This window comes from Photobacterium makurazakiensis (assembly GCF_050336715.1).
Classification (GTDB): Bacteria; Pseudomonadota; Gammaproteobacteria; order Enterobacterales; family Vibrionaceae; genus Photobacterium; species Photobacterium makurazakiensis.
Window position 1 is genome coordinate 79,315 of record NZ_JAKJSJ010000015.1, and the last position, 21,966, is coordinate 101,280.

The window sequence follows — 21,966 nt, forward strand, 5'->3', positions numbered from 1 at the left end:
GGGGAAAAAATAAGGGCTGTTTAATCGGAAATAAACAGCCCTTAACGTAATTTGTCTTATGCCCCGTTACTGAATGGTAAGCACTGTTTTTGATGCGTATTTCGCTTTTAATACATCACGCTCAAAATAGACAGGCTTAAGGCGGAAGTTAATGAAATCGTCGTATTGGTCATCATAGTGCTTAGATGGCGAGCCATCAGGTGCAATAAAGCCAGACTGCCCAGGCGCCGCAATTTCAAATGCTTCGATACTATCTTGCTTGAATACAGTCATGTTGTTTTCTGTACCACGGTTAAGCGCGATAGGTGTATCAGACACTTCATCGTCTCCGGCTTGTGGTACCCCAATATAGTTTTTATTATTGAAGCGTAATACGTCGACCTGCTCAAGCCAGTTATCACTGTTTGTACCATATTGCTGAGTTAATGAGGCTACGGCAGATGTAAGAGCCTGTAATTGAATATCGTGATTGTCTGAAGCTTTAAACAGCTGTGGGTTATTCATAATATTGGCCAGCGCTTTCGTACTGGTTTGGATATTGTAACTATTTGCGAGTACTTTATCTTTGTTGCCATAACCAGGATTGGTGAACCATGCGAGATTACTTTTTGGTATGACCGGTGAATAGGTGATCTCTAACACTTCTTGTAGCCAAGTCCGGAACAGGGCTGAGGCTGGGTGGTCATATTTACCGTTTTGGTTATTATCGGTATTACTAAAGTCCCAATCGTTCAGGATTTTAGCTGCCTTTTGGTGGGCTGGTTCATTACTCGATTGCGCTAAAGATACTAGAGAAGGGACAAAATGCCTCGCATTAGGATCGATAACCGATGCTTCCACCATAAGATCCCATGCTTCTTGAGACGACAAAGTATTCTTCGATTCAATACGACTTGTGAGTTCTACGTTACGATCAACAGTGCTCCAGCTGTACCACCACTGATCTGGATTCGGAAAGTCGGCTGCTGGGCGGTTATTCCAGTTTGCAATATAGCCACTGCTAGGGTTTAGTACCTGAGGGTTGGTGCTAAATGGGTACAAGCCTAGCCAATCACCACTGCCATCGCCAGGGGTTGGTAGTCTTCCATCGAAATCTGGGTGTCGTACCGGGTAATGACCACCCAAAGCGTAGGCAATATTGCCATCTTGATCTGCGTAATACCAATTGACGTTAATGGCACTATCAGCAACATAGTCAGACCATTGTTGATGGTTCTGTGCTTTAGACACCTTGTTCCAAGCCATTAAAGTTGAAAGTTCTTTGCCTGCCCAGCCTCGTTTTTTTGCGTAGGCGATGTTTTGTTCTGGCTCGTATTTAATCACAGGACCATGTACCGAGCGGTACACTGTAATGGTTTTGTCGCTGCTATTTTTAACGTTTATCGTTTGATCTTCTTGCTCAAAAGGGATGTACTTTCCTTGATACAGGTATTCTTCAGGATTGTTGGGATTAAGCGTTAATTGAAATAAATCGACATTGTCTCCCGCTCCCCATGTACTCCCCCAAGAGATCTGGCCATTGTGACCAAACTGAATTAAAGGATAACCTGCTGGTGAATTGCCGACAGCATCGTAACCTGCACCGTGTAAGCCGACAGAGTAGGTATAAGCGGGGCGATAGAAGCCAAACTGTGGACCATTAATTAAGACGGCATTAGCACCATCTGTTTTGTCTTTACCCAAAACTAAAATATTACTAAAAGGGGCTTCATTAAAGCCTCGCCAATTTAATGTACCTTGGCGACCGGATGATTCTAACTGCAAGTTGGCGGCAAGCAGCTTTACTGACTCATTTTCTTGTTGATCTAATTTGGCTACAAGTTCAGCTTTAATGTTTTTTCTGCCTGCTGATGACCATTCGCCAGCAGGGATTGTGTCAACAGCTTGATCGGTCATATGAGGCAGTATGCTATCAAAAATATCGTTGCCCAATTGTGGACCATGCTGGCTAGAAAGGGCTGTAAGTAACTGCTGGTTATCTAATTCTGTATTGTAATCACCAAAGCGGTTGATCATCGAGCCCACGAAGACCATGACGACATCGAATTCATCCCAGGTTGTGGGGGTGAATTGATTATCGATAAATTGTTTTGGCATTAATAGATCGGACGATTGGTTAATCTTGGTGATCCACTGGTTTATCCCTTCCGCATACCCTTTGAATATGTCTAAATCTTCTTTAGATAATGACGTCATTGCCGCTTTAATCGTATGGGGGTTATAGTGCTCGCGGACTTTTATATCCAGTGGAAGGAATTCCTTTCCAAGTACCGCAGAGACATTCCCTTGGGCGCTTCGCTTGGCCATTTCTAATTGAAACAGCCTATCTTGAGCAATGGCATACCCATAGCCATAAAATAAGCCGTAGGTCGTATCGGCGTAAATATGCGGGGTGCCATAATCATCACGTTTTATGGTGATCTCTTGTGTGGTTGAAAGGCTACTACAACCACTGATTAGACTCAGTCCGATGAGCGTTGAAATTGCCATGAATGATTTATTCAACATTACTGTTCCTTGTGCATGCATAAAGAATGTTGTGACAGCAATTGCCAGTAAATGCTGTCACAGGTGTATCTCGGCTTATTGTTTTACTTTATAAATCACAATCAATAAGCTGTTAAATACAGATGTAGATATAAATAGATAATGAATAATACGGTTATAGATTCTTATTTTCGCTAGACACTGTAGAGCATGCTGGGTAGCCATAGTGATAACGCTGGAATAAAGAGTAATAACACTAAGCGAATAATATCTGCACACCAAAATGGGGTGACGCCTTTAAATATTGTGCTGGTCTTTATATCTTTAATGACGCCACTTAAAACGAAAATATTTAACCCGACAGGCGGTGTAATTAAACTGATTTCCGTTACTACGACCACAATAATGCCGAACCAAACTAAATCAAACCCCATGCTTTGAACTAGTGGGTAAAAGACAGGAATAGTAAGCAGCAGCATTGATAAGCTTTCAAATACCGTGCCGAGCAGAATATAAATGCCAATAATGGCAAGCATCACGAGTACAGGATCTGCGCCAATCGATTCAATTAAATTGACTAGCTCTACGGGTAGGCCAGCTCGGTTGACAAAGTTTGAGAAAATAAGCGCGCCGATAATGACACCAAAAAGCATGGTGGTCGTACGGGCTGTTTCTATTAAAATGTCTTGTAAAATAGGCAGTGTGAGTGCACGGCGATATAGTGCAATGGCGAAAGCACCACCAGCACCGATACCGGCGGCTTCTGTCGGTGTGAAAATGCCGCCATAAATGCCACCCATGACTAAAACAAACAACCCTAAAATGGCAGAAACAGAGCGAATCGCGTGCCATTTTTCTTCTTTGCTCATTCTCTCGCCGCATGGACCCGCTTTAGGGTTACGCCATACCACATAGCGTGTGGCTAGCATATACAGCACGATCCCCATGATGCCTGGAATAAAGCCAGCAGCAAAGAGGTCACGAATACTTTGTTCAGTCAGTACGCCATAAATAATTAAGATAACACTGGGTGGGATCAAGATACCGAGTGTACCGCCAGCGGCGATTGATGCCGAAGCGAGCTCATCAGAATAGCCGTATTTTCGCATAGATGGCATGGCCACTTTTGCCATGGTTGCAGATGTCGCAAGGCTTGAACCTGATATAGCAGAAAACCCACCACAAGCAGCCACTGTCGCCATGGCTAAGCCGCCTTTCTTATGGCCAAAAAAAGCATAACAAGCACGATAAAGCTCTTGAGATAATCCCGCCTTGGTGATTAAGTTCCCCATCAGAATAAACATAGGGATCACAGAGAGGCCATAATCTTGTGAGGTATCAATTAAGCGCTTGGCACTCACTGATAACGCACCATTAAAGTTCCAGTCACCTAACGCGGAGTAGCCGATAAATCCAACGATCCCCATCGCAAAGGCAATGGGCATTCTAAGCAGTATCAACATCATTAATACTGCAAATCCAATTAATGTGATGAGCATATTCTATCCTTGATTATCGTACTGTTTGTTAAAGGCTTGAGTGATGACCAATACAAGAGAGGTAATAGCTGTTAACCAGCACGATACCGCAAGAAAGTAAGTGAAGTAGTAGATAGGTATTTCTAAGTACTCTGTTACTTCATCATAACGTTGTGATCGTGACGCTAAATCCCAAATTTTAAAACCAATAGTAAAAATACTAATACTGATGAGAATATTAAAAATATTGTCTCGTATTTTTTTTACTGATGTTGGAATGATTGAGTCGGTGAGATCAACACTAATATGTTCTTTACGCCAAGTAATAAGCGGTAAAGTGGCAAAAATTAAGCAGCCTAATAAAAGCTCAGTTAGTTCAACACTACCCGTAAGCGGCTGGGAAAATAAATATCGACCTATAACATCGACACATGTTACTGCCATTAAACTAAATAAAATAGTAGCAGCAAATAATTTGAGGATGCGGTCAAAGTGCTGGGCTCCCCATTCCCAACACTGTGCCATTTTTATGATTGAATTACGCATCGGCTTAATCCTTAAAGCTCGATAGGTTGATAGTTACGTGCTTCTGCTCTGAATGCTTTCAGTGCGGCTTCTGCATCAACACCACGGCGATTAGCCGATTTTATCCACTTTTGATCCATGCCTTGAATTAACTCATTGAAAAAGGCAATGTCTTCATTTGATGCATTCACGATTTGGCTACCGCTGGCAATAATGTCGGCTTCTCCAACCTCATCGGCCTTAGCCCATGCTCGTCCAGCCAGTGCAGACAAGCGTTCGCCTGAAACACTTCTGATTGCTTCGCGATCTTTATCTGATAGTTTGTCCATGAAGTCAGGGCTTAAGAAAATACCAAACGAACCTAGATATAAACCGTTTTGTAACTTGATTGTATAAGGGGCGACATCCTTAAAGCGGCCAACTTTCATCATATCCATTTGCATGAATAGACCATCGGCAACACCTTGAGATAGCATTTCATAAGCTTTGTTAGCAGGAGCGTTCACGCCCGTAACACCGAGGCGTTTACCAATCTCGGTTGAAATACCGCCACCAAGACGAATTTTTTTGCCTTCAAGATCTTTTATGGAATCAATAGGGGAGCGTAAGTGGATTTGCCCTGGACCATGAACAAAAAGCCCAGCGACTTCAAGGCCGTCATATTCACCTGATTCATTAAAATATTGATTATTGACGCGCCAGTGAGCGACAGACACAGCTTCAGCGCCAGCATCTAAACCGGGTAATTCAGTCATTTGGGGCAAGCGAAAACGGCCCGGCATATAACCATGGAATGTCCATGCGGCATCAATTGCGCCATCTTCTACCATATCAACCAAGCTTTTTGGGTGGCCGACATCGTATTCAAGTTTAACGGTAACGCGTCCTTCTGTTGCTTCTTCAATCCATTTTCCCCAAGTCGGGAAGACATCTTGGTTCATGGTATGAGTTGGACTTAACCATGTTGCGATGCGTAATTCATAATCGGCAGCCCATGACGTGCTTGCTAAAACCATACTTGCGGTAACACCGACGATGCCTTTCATCATTGCTTTTTTTAGCATTCCATATTCCTTTTAAGTCACGATTTGGGTTTTGGTAGAAATAAACATGACACACATTTTTGGTTTTCTCAAAGAAATTGTGTCATTTTTATTTGTCAAATGTTGTCGAGGTGTTACATTTGTGATCGAGAGGCAAGTTCTTTAAATAAGAAACCATTTTATTTTGACGTAGCCATTTTATTTTTGACTAAGTCGTAAAACGGTCATGTTTGGTGAGCCCGTTAGAAATTTCATTTAGAAGGATTAAACAATGGAACAGCTAAAAAGTTATGTTATGGGAAGTTGGCATTATGGAAAAAACACGCCAAGGATTGTATCCAGCGCATTAACAAATGAAGCGCTTTATGAGCTAGACAGCTCGGGCATTAATAACTTAGACATGCTTGAATATGGCCGTGAAAAAGGGAGTAAAGCGCTGGCTGCGATGACATTCCTAGAGCGTGGCAATATGCTGAAAGAGGTGGCAAAGCACATACTCGCCAGTAAAGAAATGCTGTATGCATTATCAGCTCACAGTGGTGCAACGCGGGTCGATTCTTGGATAGATATTGAAGGAGGGGCTGCAACGTTTTTTAATTATTCAAGCCTTGCGAATCGAGAACTTCCGAATGAAACGGTATGGGCAGAAGATGATCTGATCCCATTATCGAAAGAAGGAACGTTTGCCGCTCGACACCTTCTGACGTCAAAATCGGGGGTTGCAATTCATATTAATGCATACAACTTCCCGTGCTGGGGGATGTTAGAAAAGCTTGCACCAACTTGGCTTGGTGGCATGGCGGCGATCATTAAACCCGCTTCGGAATCGGCATATCTAACGCAGGCAATGGTTAAAGTTATCGTTGAAAGTGGCTTGGTACCAGAAGGCGCAATACAAGTTATTTGTGGTTCGGTTGGCGACTTGCTTGATTGCGTAGATTATCAAGATGTTGTGACATTCACGGGATCAGCGAAAACAGGCCAAATGCTACGAGCAACACCAAATTTGGTTCAAAAATCAGTACCATTTACGATGGAAGCAGATTCAGTGAACTGTGCTGTATTGGGTGACGATGTGACACCAGACTCGGCTGAATTTGGTTTGTTTGTCAAAGAAGTTTGTCGTGAAATGACGATTAAAGCGGGACAAAAGTGTACAGCCATTCGACGCGCTATGGTGCCTGCGAATTTATTAGACGATGTGACTGAGGCGATCAGTAAGCGACTAGCACGAGTCGTTGTTGGTGATCCTAGTGTTGAAGGTGTCACAATGGGGGCCCTGATTAGCAGGTCTCAACTTGATGATGTAAAAGAAAAAGTCACTTCATTGAGTAACCATTGCCGTGTTGTTACTGGCGGGGAGCTTTCGAACTTCACACCAACTGGACATGATAATGGTGCGTATTACCCACCCACACTACTGGTTTGTGATAACCCACGCACGGAATCTGCAATTCATGATATTGAGGCGTTTGGTCCTGTCTGTACGTTAATGCCTTATCAAGATCGTGATGATGTTGTTGAGTTAGCGCGATTGGGACAGGGAAGCCTAGTGGGAAGCGTGGTTACCGCATCACCGGGTTTTGCGGCCGAAATGGTTGCCCGTATTGGCCATGCGCATGGCCGATTACATATTTTAAATGCAGAGTCAGCGAAAGAATCGACAGGCCATGGTTCGCCTCTGCCAATGCTTGTGCATGGTGGACCAGGTCGTGCTGGTGGTGGTGAAGAAATGGGCGGGCTACGTGGCATTAAACACTATATGCAAAGAACCGCGATACAAGGTTCACCGAGCATGCTCGCGGCTGTTGGCAGAGAATGGGTCAGGGGGGCAGCGACGACGACCGACCTTGTTCATCCTTTTAAAAAGCATTTTGAAGACATTGCTATTGGTGAGAGCTTAACAACCGCAAGGCGAACCATTACGGAAGCCGATATTGTCAACTTTGCTTGTTTAAGTGGTGATCATTTCTATGCTCATATGGATGATATTGCGGCCAAAGAGTCGATGTTTGGTCAACGTGTTGCTCACGGTTATTTTGTGATATCTGCAGCTGCAGGATTGTTTGTCGAGGCAGCACCAGGGCCCGTACTTGCCAACTACGGAATGGAAAACCTGCGTTTTATTGAACCCGTTGCAATCGGTGACACCATTCAGGTTAAGCTAACATGTCAGAAGAAGATTAAGAAACGTCAACGTACCGTCGAAGAAACGCCACAGGGCGTCGTTGCGTGGGATGTTGAGGTAACTAATCAAGAAGGTAACCCCGTTGCGTTGTATACAATACTAACGCTTGTTGCCCGTTCAAGCGGTGACTACACCGTATAAGATAACCTTACCTCTTTTAGAGCCGGCTGACGTTTAACGTAAGCTGGCTTTTCCGCGTGGGCGCGAGATAGGCGTGTCGCCAAACACATGCATATTTCAGCGAAAGCCATACACATAAAACCATGCACATTCAGCGCAAAGATATTCTTCCCAAAAAACCACTTGTAAAATAAATGTGAAAATATTTTTAACTTTCAGGTTGTCATTTGTGTTTTAAGTGATACATTAAAATTAGATTAAGAAATAAAACGTATCATAATGGGAGCGAAGGGAATGTCTTCAGAGAATGTGCATTTTGAAAATAAGGTTGAGAAAGAGATTGCTATCGAACCTAAAGATTGGATGCCAGAGAAGTACCGAAAAACACTGATCCGTCAAATTGGTCAACATGCACATTCAGAAATTGTCGGCATGTTACCTGAAGCGAACTGGCTCACTCGTGCGCCTTCTCTGCGCCGTAAAGCAGTACTACTTGCCAAAATTCAGGATGAAGCGGGCCATGGTATGTATTTATATAGCGCGGCTGAAACATTAGGTGGTGACCGCGACGATTTGTATCAAAAATTGTTGAATGGTCGTATGAAGTATTCATCGATTTTTAATTACCCGACGTTGAACTGGGCAGACATCGGTGTTGTTGGATGGTTAGTTGATGGGGCGGCGATTGTTAATCAAGTCGCTCTCTGTCGTACATCTTACGGTCCTTATGCGCGAGCTATGGTGAAAATCTGCAAGGAAGAAAGCTTTCATCAGCGACAAGGCTATGAAGCTGTAACAGCTTTGGCTAATGGCAGTGAAGAGCAAAAAGCAATGCTGCAAGATGCGATTAATCGCTGGTGGTGGCCTTCATTAATGATGTTTGGTCCAAATGACAATGAATCGCCTAACTCTGCACAAAGCATGGCATGGAAAATCAAACGCCTAAGCAATGACGATTTACGTCAGAAGTTTATTGATAACACCGTACATCAGGTTGAAGCGCTAGGCATGACCATTCCTGATCCTGATTTGAAGTGGAATGAATCACGTGGCCATTACGATCATGGTGAAATCGATTGGCAAGAATTTAATCAGGTTATCCAAGGTAATGGAATTTGTAACCGCGAGCGTATTCAGGCGAAACAACGTGCTTGGGACAACGGTAAATGGGTGCGTGAAGCTGCTATGGCGCATATTAATAAACAACAAAAACACGTCGCATAAAACAAGGAGAGAGTAATGAGTTCTGTAACTTGGCCATTATATGAAGTATTTGTGCAAAGCAAGCAAGGTTTAGACCATAAGCATGTCGGAAGTTTACGTGGTGCTGATGATCAAATGGCGCTAGAGGCTGCCAGAGATTTATATACACGAAGAAATGAAGGTTGCTCTATATGGGTTGTGAAGTCATCGTTAATTACGGCATCTCAACCCGATGAGAAAGGGCCATTTTTCGACCCGTCAGAAGATAAGGTATATCGCCATGCGAGTTTTTATACTATTCCATCTGATATTAAGCATATGTAATTGAGGTAGGTAAAATGAATAATAATAATCCTGAATTACATTATGTCTTACAGCTTGCCGATACCAGCCTTATTTTATCGCATCGATTATCCGAATGGTGCGGAATAGCACCAGAGCTTGAGATTGATATGGCATTGGCCAATATAGGTTTAGACCTATTGGGTGAAGCGCGTAATTTATATCAATATGCAGGTGAACTTGAAGGAAAAGATCGTAAAGAAGATGACTTTGCTTATTTCCGTGATCAGTCTGGTTATTACAATTTATTATTAACAGAACAACCGAATGAAGGCTTTGATATAACGATTACCCGTCAATTTTTGTTTGATGAATTCCATAAATTATTCTTAGCTGAATTGAAAAATAGTACCGATCCTCAGCTTGCGGCAATCGCTCAGAAGTCAATAAAAGAAGCCGCTTATCATCAACGTTTTAGCCGTGGTTGGATGGTGAGATTAGGTGATGGGACAGTTGAAAGTCATGACAAAGTTCAGGCGGCATTGAATGAATTATGGCGCTTTACCGATGAGATGTTTATCCCGTCATTAGCTGAACAAACCTTGATTCAAACGGGTGTGGCTGCTGATGTCGCAAGCCTGAAATCGAAATGGTTAAACGAGGTGATTACTGTATTAGCAACTGCCAATTTAGAGCTTCCCGAATCACAGCACGGCCGCCAAGGTGGAAAGCAAGGGCTGCACAGCGAACACCTTGGTTACATACTCGCTGAAATGCAATACATGCAAAGAGTCTACCCTAATTGCCAGTGGTAAGGAGTTGATATGCTTGTTCAAACCATAGCCAACCTTGCCCATCCAAAGCAGGCCGTAGTATGGCAGTTGCTTGCAACGATTCCTGACCCAGAAATTCCTGTGATCACCATTGCTGAGTTGGGTATGTTGCGCGGTGTAACGTTTGAAGATGAACAGTGGGTTGTCACGTTTACCCCTACATATTCAGGGTGCCCTGCGACTGAAATGTTGATGAAGGACATTACAGATTGTATGACGGAAGCGGGTTATACACCCGTAAAAGTGAATATCAGCTTAGATCCGGCATGGACGACAGATTGGATGACAGATGAGAGCAAGCGCAAGTTAACTGCTTATGGCATTGCGCCGCCAGAAGGGAAGGCATGTTTTAGCCAATCCATACCCACTGAGCTTTCTTGCCCGCACTGTAATAGCAAAGAAACTCAACTTGTGAGTGAGTTCGGTTCAACTGCATGTAAAGCACATTATAAATGCCGTACTTGCTATGAACCTTTTGATTACTTCAAATGCATTTAATTGAGAACGTATCATGACAGACTTTTATCCGTTAACAATAGAACATATAGAACGAGAAACTGATGACGCAGTTGTTATGACGTTCTCGGTACCAGCATTATTAAAAACTACGTTTAACTTTCAGCCAGGCCAATATTTAACATTACGAACAACCGTAGGCAGTGAAGAGCTACGTCGTTGCTATTCAATTTGCTCGGCTGCTAATGAACCCGATCTTAAAGTGGGTATAAAAGCGATACCTAACGGTCGGTTCTCACAATATGCCAATCAAGAATTAAAGGTTGGCGATAAAATTGATGTTATGCCACCACAAGGCCATTTCGGTTTTGAACCGAAAGAAAGTACAAATAAACAGTACTTAGGTATTGCCGTTGGTTCAGGTATTACACCCATTATCTCAATGTTAAAAAGTGTACTAGCGCAAGAGCCGAAAAGTCAGTTTACCTTGCTCTATGGCAATAAAAACTTGAATTCGACCATGTTTAAAAATCAACTATCTGAATTTAAAAATCGTTATCCGGATAGGCTACATCTTGTTTATTTATTTTCAAGAGAAAGCAATGACGCCGAATTATTAAATGGCCGACTTGATCCTGAAAAGTTACGTGATTTAGGGCAGTCTCTTTTCGATTGGAGTCAATTTGACGCATGTTATATGTGTGGCCCTGAAGAGATGCTTGAAGCCTCATATATCGCATTAAGTGAGGGAGGAATGGATGAACGTAACTTCCATGTTGAGCGATTCAATACGGCATCAGGCCCTCGTCCAACCATCGAAAATAAAGCCGCATACAGTCGGGTTAATCTAAAGCGCGATGGTCGAGTATTGGATCTTGAAATGACCAGCGACGATGACAGCCTATTAGATGCAGCGTTGCGTCAGGGCGCGGATTTACCTTATGCCTGTAAAGGAGGCGTGTGCGCTACCTGCATTTGTAAAGTGACGTCGGGCAATGTTGAAATGGCGGTTAACTACAGCTTAGAGCAAGACCAGCTTGATAAAGGTTATGTATTAAGTTGCCAAGCTGTACCTACGACAGATGAAGTCACTATTGACTTTGATGTATAGAGGTTGGCAACCATGACGATAAATAGTGAACTTTCTTATCTTCAATGTCAGCAACAGCAAGGTGTACTCACCATCAGGTTTACGCACTATGAAAAGCGTAATGCACTGACGAATCAATGTCTTGAAGAGTTAGCAGGGGTGTTGGAATGGGCAGATCTTAATGGTGATATTGGCGCAGTAGTGTTAACTGGCGGTGAGCGATGCTTTGCAGCAGGAGCGGATCTTAACGAGTTGGCCAGCCAAGGTGCGATTGATACTTGGTTAAACCCTAGACCGCTGTTATGGCAGCGACTTAATGAGTTTAATAAGCCATTGCTGGCCGCAGTTAATGGTTATGCTCTGGGGGCAGGGCTTGAACTGGCTTTATTGTGTGACATTGTCATCGCAGGCAAAAAAACGGTATTTGGCTTACCAGAAATAACACTAGGCTTAATGCCCGGCGCAGGTGGTACCCAGCGATTAGTTCGAACTGTCGGTAAGTCGTTAGCCAATCAAATGGTGTTGACTGGGCAGCCAATTACCGCAGAACGAGCATTAGACGCTGGGTTGGTCAGTGAAGTGGTAGTGACGGAACTGACTATTGAGCGAACTCAGGCTATTGCAGAGACAATTGCTCAGCGTGCACCTCTAGCAATTAAGGCAGCTAAGCAAGCATTGCAGCAAGTGCCGAATACCACTCTCGATCAAGGCTTGAAACAAGAGCGCCAGTTATTTATTACGCTTGCAGCGAGTAATGATAGGCAAGAGGGAATAGACGCTTTTTTTAATAAGCGCTCTCCGAAATATAAAGGAAACTAAATTCATGGAAGACAGTGTACTTTACTCCGTAGAAGCTGGAGTGGGTTTGATCACCCTTAATCGCCCGAAACAATTAAATAGCTTTAATCCCGAAATGCATAAAACACTAATGAAGTGCTTAAAAGATGCAAATAAAAACGATGAAGTTAGAAGTATTGTTATTACCGGAGCAGGTAGAGCATTTTGTGCCGGACAAGATTTAAATGACCGCAATATTAGTGCAGAACAAGCAATGCCAGATTTAGGCGAAAGCATCGAACGTTTTTATAACCCCCTTATAAAAACAATCGCGGAATTAAATAAGCCTGTTATTGCTGCTGTTAATGGCGTAGCTGCTGGTGCTGGTGCGAACTTAGCATTGGCCTGCGACATGGTTATTGCGGCTAAATCAGCCAGCTTTATTCAGGCATTTTGTAAACTTGGTTTAGTTCCTGACTCCGGTGGTACATGGACGCTGCCACGTTTAATTGGCCCAGCAAGAGCAAAAGCCTTGATGCTGTTGGGCGATAAGCTACCCGCACAGCAAGCACAAGAGTGGGGAATGATTTGGCAATGTGTAGACGATAGCGAACTAATGGCTGTGGCAATGGGCTTGGGTCAGCATTTTGCAACGCAGCCAACAACGGGGCTTGGCTATATAAAACACGCCATTAACAGTAGCAGTAATAACACCTTATCAGAGCAGCTTGATTTAGAGCGCGATTTACAACGTTTAGCGGGCCGTACTGCTGATTATCGAGAGGGTGTCTCTGCTTTCTTTGAAAAGCGTCAACCTGTTTTTGAAGGAAAATAGCCAGTGAGTAAGTTAGCAATGAATACTGTAGCAGTGATAGGCGCTGGCGCAATGGGAGCTGGCATTGCTCAAGTTGCTGCTCAGTCGGGCTATCAAGTGTGCCTGTTTGATTTGGCTGAAGGCAAGGCAGGGCAAGCAAAAGCACAAATTGAAAAGGCATTAATGCGTCGTGTTCAAAAAGGCCGTTTAGAGCACAGTGAATTAGAGCAGACATTGGCTCGGATCCAATGTTCTTCACGCTTAGCAGAGGTTGCTGGCGCCAGTGTTGTTATCGAAGCAATTATTGAAAACCTTGAAGTAAAACAAAGCTTATTTCGTGATTTAGAAGCTATTTGCCGACCTGAATGCATTTTGGCATCGAATACATCGTCGATATCAATTACTGCTATCGCAAGTGCCCTTGAAACGCCTGAACGTGTTGTAGGTTTGCACTTCTTTAATCCAGCACCAGTCATGAAGTTGGTTGAAGTGATCCGTGGTGTTGCAACCGCTGATGATGTTGCCCAACGAGCACTCGAGTGGGCGCGTTCATGTGGGAAACATGCAGTGCTTGCTCGTTCAATGCCTGGTTTTATCGTGAATCGTGTAGCAAGGCCATTCTATGCCGAAGGTTTGCGTGCCCTAGAAGAGCAAGTGGCAAGTGTTGCAGATATTGATTACCTCTTGCGTAAAGCCGGTGGTTTCAATATGGGGCCCTTTGAATTGATGGATCTAATTGGGCACGACGTAAACTATGCCGTCACCAAAAGTGTTTTTGATGCCTGTTATCAAGACCGTCGTTATCAGCCGTCATTAATTCAGAAAGAGCTCGTCGATGCAGGATTTTTCGGGCGTAAAAGTGGGCGTGGTTTTTACTGTTATGGAGAAAAGAGCTCGACAGTAGAGCCTAATGTATACCGTGAGTTATTAACGCCTGTTGAAAACGTTATTCAAATAGGTCAGTGGCAACCAACAGAGAAAACTTTCGAAGCGCTCACCGCAAGCACTTTAATGAAAGGTTCGTCTTTATTACTTAAGAACACAGAGCAAGCTCTTAATATAAGCATGAGTGCAATGCTTGAAATTGATGGTGTATTGGTAATACCGACGAGAGGTAAAAGCGCAACTCAGCTGGCCGATGAATTAGGTTGTCCTGTTGTTGTCTTCGATTACTGCCAAGACTATCAATCATCACCACTTATTGCTGTGTCAGCCGCTTTGCAAAATACCATACAGCAAACTGAAAAAGCCATTGCTTATATACAGTCGCTAGAAAAACAAGTGATTTTATTTAAAGACTACCCCGGCATGGTGGTATGGCGAACCTTGAGTATGCTAACCAACGAAGCACTTGATTTGGTTAATAAAGGCGGAGCAAGTTTAGACGATGTAGATATGGCCATGAAGAGCGGCGTGAATTACCCATTAGGACCAATAGAGTGGGGTCGTGAACTTGGATGGCAAAACCTAAAGGAAACACTTGAGTATTTAACTCAATTTTATGGTGAAGAGCGCTATCGTCCATCACCGTTATTACGCCAGCTAGCATATGGGAATGAATGATATGGAACATCAGCAACAACAGCATCAGCAACTAGCATGGCGTTGTGCCGAAAAAATGTATAGCGATGATGGCTGTTCAAATCAGTTATCCATAAAGATTGAACAGATGGATAAAGGGCATGCCGTTGTCAACATGGTCGTGACGAAAGACATGTTGAATGGGTTTGGTACGTGTCATGGTGGCATGATTTTCAGCCTCGCAGATTCTGCCTTTGCGTTTTCTTGTAATAGTGAAAACCAAGTTGCAGTCGCGGCAGGATGTAACATTGAATATATCCGTCCGGCAAAAGAAGGGGATGTGTTAACGGCGACAGCCAATGTGAAATCGCAAGGAAAGGTAACGGGAACATACGATATCGAGATCACTAATCAAAATGGCAAGCTTGTCGCTTTATTTCGAGGGAAAGCACATCGTTTAGGCATGCCTGTTCTGGAGGCTGGAAATGAGTAATGCATATATCTGTGATGCTGTAAGAACACCAATTGGTCGCTATGGCGGCGGTTTATCACCTGTTCGCCCAGATGACCTAGCTGCTGTGCCGCTCAAAGCGTTGGCTGAACGCCATCCGAATATCGATTGGCGTAACGTCGACGATGTGATCCTAGGTTGTGCGAATCAAGCGGGTGAAGACAACCGCAATGTTGCCCGTATGGGGATCTTATTAGCGGGGTTACCTGAAGAAGTATCCGGCACAACGGTCAACCGATTATGTGGCTCGGGTATGGATGCATTGGCATTAGCTGCGAGGTCCATTAAAGCAGGTGATGCGGAGCTGATGATTGCTGGTGGTGTGGAGTCAATGTCTCGTGCCCCGTTTGTAATGGGTAAAGCAAACACCGCATTTTCTCGAAACGCAGAAATGTATGACACAACAATTGGTTGGCGTTTCATTAATAAGCAACTCCAGAAAGAATTTGGTACTGATTCCATGCCAGAAACGGCTGAGAACGTAGCGAGCCGATACAAGGTAAGTCGCGAAGATCAAGATACTTTCGCTTTACGTAGCCAACAACGGACAGAAGAAGCACGGCAAGCAGGGCGATTAGCAGAAGAAATTGTGCCTGTCACCATTCCTAATCGTAAAGGTTTACCAACCGTTATCTCAGAAGATGAACACCCAAGGCCGGAAACCACACTGTCTCAGCTTTCAGGTTTGCGTACACCTTTTGCCGAGCAAGGAAGTGTCACTGCGGGTAATGCTTCTGGTGTAAATGATGGTGCTGCGGCGGTGCTGGTAGCCAGTGATGCTGCGGTGGCTGAATATGGTTTAACACCAAAAGCCAAGATTATTGCTTGTGCCACTGTTGGTGTCGAGCCAGCTGTTATGGGTATCGGTCCAGCCCCTGCTGCCAAAAAGGTACTCGAAAAGGCCGGTTTATCAATTAATGACATGGATGTTATAGAACTGAATGAAGCATTTGCCGCCCAAGCATTAGCTGTTTCGCGTGAACTAGGGTTACCTGATGACGCAGAGCATGTAAACCCTAATGGCGGTGCGATTGCATTGGGTCACCCTTTGGGCATGAGTGGTGCTCGAATTGTGATGGCAGCAACGAATGAATTACATCGTAGAAAGGGGAAGTATGCTTTGTGTTGTATGTGTATTGGTGTCGGGCAAGGTATTGCCATGATCATTGAGCGCGTATAAAGTACTGATGATTTACATAGTTACAACAAAATAATAACGATTATATAAAGTAAGTTCAGCCAATTCAAATAAGAGCACTAAAAGGAAGCAAAGGAATGACCGATTTAAATCAACTTGAAGCCATTGAAAAAGCTTCAGTAGAAGAGCTACGTACGCTGCAGTTCGAACGAATGAAATGGACACTGGAGCATGCCTATAACAATGTACCTATGTACAAGAAGAAGTTTGATGATGCTGGCGTTCATCCGTCGGATTTTAACTGCATTGAAGATATTAGTAAGTTTCCATACACCACCAAGCAAGACCTTAGAGATAACTACCCATTTGGTACCTTTGCAGTGCCTATGGAAGAGGTGGTAAGGGTACATGCCTCATCTGGCACAACGGGTAAACCCACCGTTGTTGGCTACACTCAAAAAGATATTGATACTTGGGCCACCATTGTTGCGCGTTCGATTCGAGCGGCTGGTGGTAGCTCAAAAGATATGATCCATGTAGCTTATGGTTACGGTTTATTTACAGGTGGCCTAGGGGCGCACTATGGCGCTGAAAAGCTAGGCGCAACCGTCGTGCCAATGTCTGGTGGGCAGACAGAAAAACAAATACAGTTAATTGAAGATTTTCAGCCATCGATCATCATGGTTACTCCTTCATATTGTTTGAATTTATTAGACCAACTAGAACAAAAGCATGGCGGTGATGCGTCTAATTGTTCGTTAAAAATTGGTATCTTCGGTGCCGAACCTTGGTCAGATTCAATGCGAACGGAAATTGAGCAGCGGTTAGGGATAAAAGCACTCGATATTTACGGGTTATCGGAAGTAATGGGGCCTGGGGTCGCCATGGAATGTGCTGAAACTGCGGATGGTCCAACAATTTGGGAAGACCACTTCTTTCCTGAAATCATTAATCCTGCGTCAGGGAACGTTATGCCCGATGGTGAGCACGGTGAATTAGTGTTTACTTCATTGACTAAGGAAGCAATGCCAGTTATCCGCTACAGAACAAGAGACCTCACTCGCTTGTTACCTGGAACGGCAAGAACAATGCGTCGTATGGATAAGATTACTGGGCGTAGTGATGATATGTTGATTATTCGCGGTGTTAATGTGTTTCCTTCGCAAATTGAAGAGCAAATTTTAGAAGTGGGAGGGTTAAGCCCTCATTATCAGATCGAAGTTTTAAAGAAGGGTAATTTAGATACATTAACGGTGAAAGTTGAGCTGAAAGATTCGGCCGCAGGTTATAAAAACGATGAAGTTGTTAATGAGCTAAAGCATCGAATTAAAACAATGGTAGGGATATCCACTAAAATTGATTTACTGCCAAGTGGCGGAATACCACGCTCCGAGGGTAAAGCCCAGCGAGTACTCGATCTAAGGCATGCTTAAAAACGGACACGTTGCTTACTGTCTAGTTGAGTAGCGTGTTTTTAATTCGTTTTCACATTAATTTGTCTTTCCTATATATTTCAGCTTAGGTTTTAACGCTGTGAAACATAAAGCGGTGTTGCTATGATGCTTATTGTAAAGGAGTATAGATTCATTGAGGTAAACTTTGGATAATAAATTTGAGTCGTTTTTTTCATCCGCATCAGAGCATCACTCTATAAGTGGTACATCATTAGTCATCACCTTTCTTGGGGATTACCTATGCCATAGCGGTGGTGGTATCTGGATGGGAAGTCTAATTAACTTCATGGAATCATTAGGTTTTAATCAGCGATTTGTTAGATCGTCTGTTTTTAGGTTAAAGCAAGATGGCTGGCTAGACGTCAAAAAAGTTGGTAGAAAGAGCTATTATTTTATGACGCCAGAGCGCTTTGATGAAGTAAGAGCGGCGAATAATAAAATATACAGTGTTGAAAAGTTAGGTTGGGAAGGCAAGTGGAATATTATTCATATATCTTCATCAACGTTAAACGAATCAAAAACAAATGGTAAATTTTTAGCCAGATTTGGGTTTGGCATATTAGATAAAGGGATATACATTCAAGCGGATCAAAAGCAGTTAGCTTATTCTGATTTTGAAAACATTTTAGATAAATACCCAGAAGCTCATATTTTTAAACAGTCAGAATTGTTTTCACATGATAAAAAAAACAAAAAGAGCTTGGTCAGTAATGTATGGGATTTAGCTCGGATTAAAGATGACTATGATGCTTTTTGTCAGATGTTTAACCCAGTATGGCTTGAAATAAAAGATCTTCCCCCAGAAGAGATAAACCGTGAAGATTGCTTTAAACTGCGCTTACTTTTAATTCATTTTTACCGACGAATTATCATTCGTGATCCGTTACTACCTGATGAGTTGCTTCCTGATAATTGGAGCGGTGGTGTTGCACAAAGTTTAGCCATGAATATATACAAAAAAATCCACTTACATGCGCGAAACCATGTAACAGAGTTAGGTGAAACAGTTGCAGGGCCATTACCTTTGCCTGCGTCAGACTATTATTCTCGTTTTGGCGGGTTACTACCTTAAGCCTTCATTAATAACATGACCAACGAATGACGTTGGTCTAAATATTATAGGAAATATGATGCCAATATATCAACTTGATGGAATAACACCTGTTATCCATCCTGAGAGCTTTGTACACCCAAGTGCTGATATTATCGGTGATGTCATTATTGGAAAAAACGTCTATGTCGGGCCACAAGCTGCTATACGTGGTGATATGGGAAGTATTGAAATTATGGATGGCAGTAATATACAAGATAACTGCGTGATTCATGGCTTCCCTAATCGTGAAACGGTGCTTGAAGAAAATAGCCATATAGGGCACGGAGCCGTGATCCATGGCTGCCACATTGAACAAAATTGTTTAATTGGTATGAATGCCGTGGTGATGGATCTAGCCATTATAGGGAAAGAATCTATCGTTGGGGCCCATAGCTTTATCAAAGCCCATAGTCGGTTTGAAGCCAGAAGTATGATTTTAGGTAGTCCTGCTACAGTAAAACGCAAAGTGAAAGATGAAGAGCTTGCATGGAAAGAAAGGGGGACTGCCATGTATCATCAGCTAGTTTATCGCTGCCAAAATACAATGAAGGAAGTGGCCCCATTACCATTTGCTGAAAAAAACAGGCCGAAGATGGTGTTTGATAAAATACATGATATCAAATCCTAGTATAATCATGTATTAACGTTACCTAGCGACTAGCCCAGATTATTAGCGAGTAACTGACAGTCTTCGATATTGTGAATTGCGTAAGTTCTTTCTAAATATCGGAGAATATCTTTAGATTCAAACATGTCGATATTTGTATTCGGATCCATTAAATAGGGTACCTGAACGTTACCGTGTAACTTGAAAAAATCATCTCGTTTCGTATTTGGTAGTGGCTTATAAGGTTTTACGCTCCATCGCAAAGTTGCTGGCCCCATATCGGATAGTTGCTGTTTGCCCAAATTGATCAGTATATAAGTCAGCTCAAGTTCACACAGGCGCTCGCGTATCGGGCGAGCATAAGGGCTTGATTCAAAACTATATAAAATCAGAGGCTGTTCAGCTTGCCGAGCAGGTCTAGCTTTTCTTCCAGCACCTAAACGAATACCTGTCGCTAACTGGGAGGTTAGATTATTGCTCAGTTTTGTAATCAATGAACGAGGTGGATTAGTACCTTTGTACTGTGAAAATAAGTGATCGATGACTTCTTTAGCGCCATTAGCGGCAACCGAGTGATTGATATCAATAAGGATAGGAAGGGTTACTTTATCAAACTTAGCATGTAGCTCCTTAATGTTTTTACCATCAGCCGGACAAGGTCTAATGACGACATCTAAATTTAGCTCGGTTAACACTTCACGTACCAGCCGACAATCAGCGTTGCCTTCTTGATCAAATAAAAGCAATGATCCTTCTGGCTGTTTAACCGTTTTACTGGCCATTGTGCCACGCCAAAAGCGATAGGTGGAAGCAAGTAGTGATGTTGTAATGTTTAGAGCATGTTTCATACGCTTACCTACATCCGTGTTGGTGGCTAATTTAATGTTTTTAAATAGTATTATGCTTAAAGGTCATTAAATATGAAATTGTTATTCGTGACTACAACTTTTATTAAGTGAGTGCCAATTCAGTGACGCCAATATCGTAATTTTATTTAAAGCGATAGAGCATACCAAGGCTAATAAGCTGTACGGAAGAGTCATAAAAATTGATATCGCTATCTTCTTCAAACCAAACGATACCAGCGTTGGCTACCCAGTTATTCCAACCAAAGGGAGAAGCATAGAATGCAGTAAAACTCGCCCCATAGCGATTGGTATCTGCTTTTTTGCCGTAGATTGGGTTTTCAGTATCGTAATTTAAATCTGCGAGTGAGGCATTGGTGACAAAGTGCCAGCGTTTCATTGAATAGATATAATTTACATTGAAAGAGACACCATCGTAAGCCACAGAACTGCCATCAAGGTCTTGATCAATAAACGTAAATTGCGGGCTGATGATGTGCTTGTTTTTGTCTACGTTAAATGTGTATTTAACAGAAAATCGACGACTGTCACCATTACGATCGAGTAGGGCTTGGTCAGCTTCCGATAAACCTAAACTATCCCCACTTCTTTCATCGTCAATCTCGACCTCGCGTTGTGAATAGCTTAATTCGAGGTTGGTTCCGTACATTTTATCCCAAATTAGCCTAAAGCCATTACTGGTTCTGTCAGTACTTGTTCGGTCACTGCCTAGCAAAAAAGGGTCTTCCCACACTTCGGTTGCAAGTGGCGTTTGTAAGAAACTTGCACCAATGATACCTGCTTTACCAATTTCTTGTCGGATACCAGCTCGGGTCGAAAAGTCGAAACGTAAATAGTCTTCTAATTGGTTACCGAAAAATACCTGGGTACGAGTGCTAGCAAACATGTATGCGATTTCAAGGCCGACGACAGGTAAGCCTGTGCTCTTATCGTCTGGCGATTGGGTCAAAGATTCGATGGATTTATTGCCGAGGTTAATGCCAGAAAGCTCCGCCAATGTATTGGATTCGATGCTACTGATACCGGCACCAATATTCACAAATCCACTAAAGCCACTTTTTTGAGGAAGTTGCGCGACGGCAAAAGCGGGAGGGATCATTGTTGTAAATATGATTAGAATGTTTAAGTATCGCATTAGTAACTCAGCTGACTGTTTGACCTTATGAGAAACTGTAGATGAGCAGCGAATGATGTTTTGTTTTATCTTTGAGCCTATAAGGTCATTTTAGGACAGTTCTTATCATCTTACATTTGATACGACGATTGAGTTATATATTGGTTTAATGCACCAGTCAAGAGTAGGGCGTTACTGAAGCAGATATACACGGTGATTATGTTACAGCCTATTGTGAGTCATTTAGCTCAATTAGAGCTTAAATTAATCGAGTAACTTTCTGGCAGCCTGACTTGAAAGTGGTGAATATAAATAGGCGTATTAATTTTTACTTTCTTCAATACTCACATACCAACTAGCGCAGCT

Annotated in this window: 20 protein-coding genes; 14 read left to right on the forward strand and 6 right to left on the reverse strand. The window is 42.9% G+C overall.

Going from position 1 to position 21,966, the window contains the following annotated elements:
- Positions 1–66 precede the first annotated feature (66 nt).
- From L4D09_RS07555 to L4D09_RS07570, 4 genes are all read right to left on the reverse strand, one after another.
- On the reverse strand, positions 67–2,508 hold the full coding sequence (locus tag L4D09_RS07555; protein WP_428456878.1) for a penicillin acylase family protein: 2,442 nt from the start codon (positions 2,506–2,508) through the stop codon (positions 67–69).
- Positions 2,509–2,681: 173 nt separating this feature from the next.
- Positions 2,682–3,986, reverse strand: coding sequence for a TRAP transporter large permease (locus tag L4D09_RS07560; protein WP_428456879.1), 1,305 nt, complete (start codon positions 3,984–3,986; stop codon positions 2,682–2,684).
- A gap of 3 nt (positions 3,987–3,989) precedes the next feature.
- Complete coding sequence (locus L4D09_RS07565; protein ID WP_428456880.1) at positions 3,990–4,511, reverse strand: TRAP transporter small permease; 522 nt, start codon at positions 4,509–4,511, stop codon at positions 3,990–3,992.
- A gap of 11 nt (positions 4,512–4,522) precedes the next feature.
- Positions 4,523–5,554: a TRAP transporter substrate-binding protein gene (locus L4D09_RS07570; protein ID WP_428456881.1), complete on the reverse strand. Its 1,032-nt coding sequence runs from the start codon at positions 5,552–5,554 to the stop codon at positions 4,523–4,525.
- Positions 5,555–5,804: 250 nt separating this feature from the next.
- Between L4D09_RS07570 and paaZ the strand changes: the two genes are divergently transcribed.
- From paaZ to L4D09_RS07640, 14 genes are all read left to right on the forward strand, one after another.
- A complete protein-coding gene (gene paaZ / locus L4D09_RS07575; protein WP_428456882.1) occupies positions 5,805–7,862 on the forward strand; it encodes a phenylacetic acid degradation bifunctional protein PaaZ in 2,058 nt (685 codons plus the stop codon).
- A gap of 273 nt (positions 7,863–8,135) precedes the next feature.
- Complete coding sequence (gene paaA / locus L4D09_RS07580) at positions 8,136–9,065, forward strand: 1,2-phenylacetyl-CoA epoxidase subunit PaaA (RefSeq protein ID WP_428456883.1); 930 nt, start codon at positions 8,136–8,138, stop codon at positions 9,063–9,065.
- Positions 9,066–9,080: 15 nt separating this feature from the next.
- A complete protein-coding gene (gene paaB, locus L4D09_RS07585) occupies positions 9,081–9,368 on the forward strand; it encodes a 1,2-phenylacetyl-CoA epoxidase subunit PaaB (RefSeq protein WP_428456884.1) in 288 nt (95 codons plus the stop codon).
- A 14-nt stretch (positions 9,369–9,382) separates the two neighbouring features.
- Entirely contained in the window at positions 9,383–10,141 is a 759-nt protein-coding gene (gene paaC, locus L4D09_RS07590) for a 1,2-phenylacetyl-CoA epoxidase subunit PaaC (RefSeq protein ID WP_428456885.1), read from the forward strand.
- 9 nt (positions 10,142–10,150) lie between these two features.
- Entirely contained in the window at positions 10,151–10,657 is a 507-nt protein-coding gene (gene paaD, locus L4D09_RS07595) for a 1,2-phenylacetyl-CoA epoxidase subunit PaaD (RefSeq protein WP_428456886.1), read from the forward strand.
- Positions 10,658–10,670: 13 nt separating this feature from the next.
- The gene (gene paaE / locus L4D09_RS07600; RefSeq protein ID WP_428456887.1) at positions 10,671–11,726 is read left to right on the forward strand and encodes a 1,2-phenylacetyl-CoA epoxidase subunit PaaE; all 1,056 of its coding nucleotides are present in this window, start codon (positions 10,671–10,673) and stop codon (positions 11,724–11,726) included.
- A 12-nt stretch (positions 11,727–11,738) separates the two neighbouring features.
- Positions 11,739–12,524 (forward strand): enoyl-CoA hydratase-related protein, encoded by a 786-nt coding sequence (locus L4D09_RS07605; protein WP_428456888.1) that lies wholly within the window; start codon positions 11,739–11,741, stop codon positions 12,522–12,524.
- 4 nt (positions 12,525–12,528) lie between these two features.
- The gene (gene paaG / locus L4D09_RS07610; RefSeq protein ID WP_428456889.1) at positions 12,529–13,317 is read left to right on the forward strand and encodes a 2-(1,2-epoxy-1,2-dihydrophenyl)acetyl-CoA isomerase PaaG; all 789 of its coding nucleotides are present in this window, start codon (positions 12,529–12,531) and stop codon (positions 13,315–13,317) included.
- 3 nt (positions 13,318–13,320) lie between these two features.
- A complete protein-coding gene (locus tag L4D09_RS07615; RefSeq protein WP_428456890.1) occupies positions 13,321–14,859 on the forward strand; it encodes a 3-hydroxyacyl-CoA dehydrogenase in 1,539 nt (512 codons plus the stop codon).
- A 1-nt stretch (position 14,860) separates the two neighbouring features.
- Positions 14,861–15,310, forward strand: a complete 450-nt coding sequence (paaI, locus tag L4D09_RS07620) for a hydroxyphenylacetyl-CoA thioesterase PaaI (RefSeq protein ID WP_428456891.1) — start codon at positions 14,861–14,863, stop codon at positions 15,308–15,310.
- Positions 15,303–16,508: a 3-oxoadipyl-CoA thiolase gene (gene pcaF / locus L4D09_RS07625; protein WP_428456892.1), complete on the forward strand. Its 1,206-nt coding sequence runs from the start codon at positions 15,303–15,305 to the stop codon at positions 16,506–16,508. Before paaI ends, pcaF begins: the two co-directional genes overlap by 8 nt.
- A gap of 95 nt (positions 16,509–16,603) precedes the next feature.
- A complete protein-coding gene (gene paaK / locus L4D09_RS07630) occupies positions 16,604–17,899 on the forward strand; it encodes a phenylacetate--CoA ligase PaaK (RefSeq protein ID WP_428456893.1) in 1,296 nt (431 codons plus the stop codon).
- Between the two features lie 166 nt (positions 17,900–18,065).
- Positions 18,066–18,992 (forward strand): PaaX family transcriptional regulator, encoded by a 927-nt coding sequence (locus tag L4D09_RS07635; RefSeq protein WP_428456894.1) that lies wholly within the window; start codon positions 18,066–18,068, stop codon positions 18,990–18,992.
- Positions 18,993–19,050: 58 nt separating this feature from the next.
- Entirely contained in the window at positions 19,051–19,641 is a 591-nt protein-coding gene (locus tag L4D09_RS07640) for an acyltransferase (RefSeq protein WP_428456895.1), read from the forward strand.
- A gap of 29 nt (positions 19,642–19,670) precedes the next feature.
- Here L4D09_RS07640 and L4D09_RS07645 read toward each other — a convergent pair whose 3' ends face one another.
- Positions 19,671–20,468, reverse strand: coding sequence for a glutathione S-transferase N-terminal domain-containing protein (locus L4D09_RS07645; RefSeq protein ID WP_428456896.1), 798 nt, complete (start codon positions 20,466–20,468; stop codon positions 19,671–19,673).
- A gap of 142 nt (positions 20,469–20,610) precedes the next feature.
- A complete protein-coding gene (locus tag L4D09_RS07650; RefSeq protein WP_428456897.1) occupies positions 20,611–21,621 on the reverse strand; it encodes a DUF2860 domain-containing protein in 1,011 nt (336 codons plus the stop codon).
- Positions 21,622–21,966: the final 345 nt, after the last annotated feature.

Excerpts from the sequence above, each read along its gene's own strand:
- L4D09_RS07555 (WP_428456878.1), bottom strand. The coding sequence starts at position 2,508 with ATGTTGAATAAATCATTCATGGCAATTTCAACGCTCATCGGACTGAGT.
- L4D09_RS07560 (WP_428456879.1), bottom strand. The coding sequence starts at position 3,986 with ATGCTCATCACATTAATTGGATTTGCAGTATTAATGATGTTGATACTG.
- L4D09_RS07565 (WP_428456880.1), bottom strand. The coding sequence starts at position 4,511 with ATGCGTAATTCAATCATAAAAATGGCACAGTGTTGGGAATGGGGAGCC.
- L4D09_RS07570 (WP_428456881.1), bottom strand. The coding sequence starts at position 5,554 with ATGCTAAAAAAAGCAATGATGAAAGGCATCGTCGGTGTTACCGCAAGT.
- paaZ (WP_428456882.1), top strand. The coding sequence starts at position 5,805 with ATGGAACAGCTAAAAAGTTATGTTATGGGAAGTTGGCATTATGGAAAA.
- paaA (WP_428456883.1), top strand. The coding sequence starts at position 8,136 with ATGTCTTCAGAGAATGTGCATTTTGAAAATAAGGTTGAGAAAGAGATT.
- paaB (WP_428456884.1), top strand. The coding sequence starts at position 9,081 with ATGAGTTCTGTAACTTGGCCATTATATGAAGTATTTGTGCAAAGCAAG.
- paaC (WP_428456885.1), top strand. The coding sequence starts at position 9,383 with ATGAATAATAATAATCCTGAATTACATTATGTCTTACAGCTTGCCGAT.
- paaD (WP_428456886.1), top strand. The coding sequence starts at position 10,151 with ATGCTTGTTCAAACCATAGCCAACCTTGCCCATCCAAAGCAGGCCGTA.
- paaE (WP_428456887.1), top strand. The coding sequence starts at position 10,671 with ATGACAGACTTTTATCCGTTAACAATAGAACATATAGAACGAGAAACT.
- L4D09_RS07605 (WP_428456888.1), top strand. The coding sequence starts at position 11,739 with ATGACGATAAATAGTGAACTTTCTTATCTTCAATGTCAGCAACAGCAA.
- paaG (WP_428456889.1), top strand. The coding sequence starts at position 12,529 with ATGGAAGACAGTGTACTTTACTCCGTAGAAGCTGGAGTGGGTTTGATC.
- paaI (WP_428456891.1), top strand. The coding sequence starts at position 14,861 with ATGGAACATCAGCAACAACAGCATCAGCAACTAGCATGGCGTTGTGCC.
- pcaF (WP_428456892.1), top strand. The coding sequence starts at position 15,303 with ATGAGTAATGCATATATCTGTGATGCTGTAAGAACACCAATTGGTCGC.
- paaK (WP_428456893.1), top strand. The coding sequence starts at position 16,604 with ATGACCGATTTAAATCAACTTGAAGCCATTGAAAAAGCTTCAGTAGAA.
- L4D09_RS07640 (WP_428456895.1), top strand. The coding sequence starts at position 19,051 with ATGCCAATATATCAACTTGATGGAATAACACCTGTTATCCATCCTGAG.
- L4D09_RS07645 (WP_428456896.1), bottom strand. The coding sequence starts at position 20,468 with ATGAAACATGCTCTAAACATTACAACATCACTACTTGCTTCCACCTAT.
- L4D09_RS07650 (WP_428456897.1), bottom strand. The coding sequence starts at position 21,621 with ATGCGATACTTAAACATTCTAATCATATTTACAACAATGATCCCTCCC.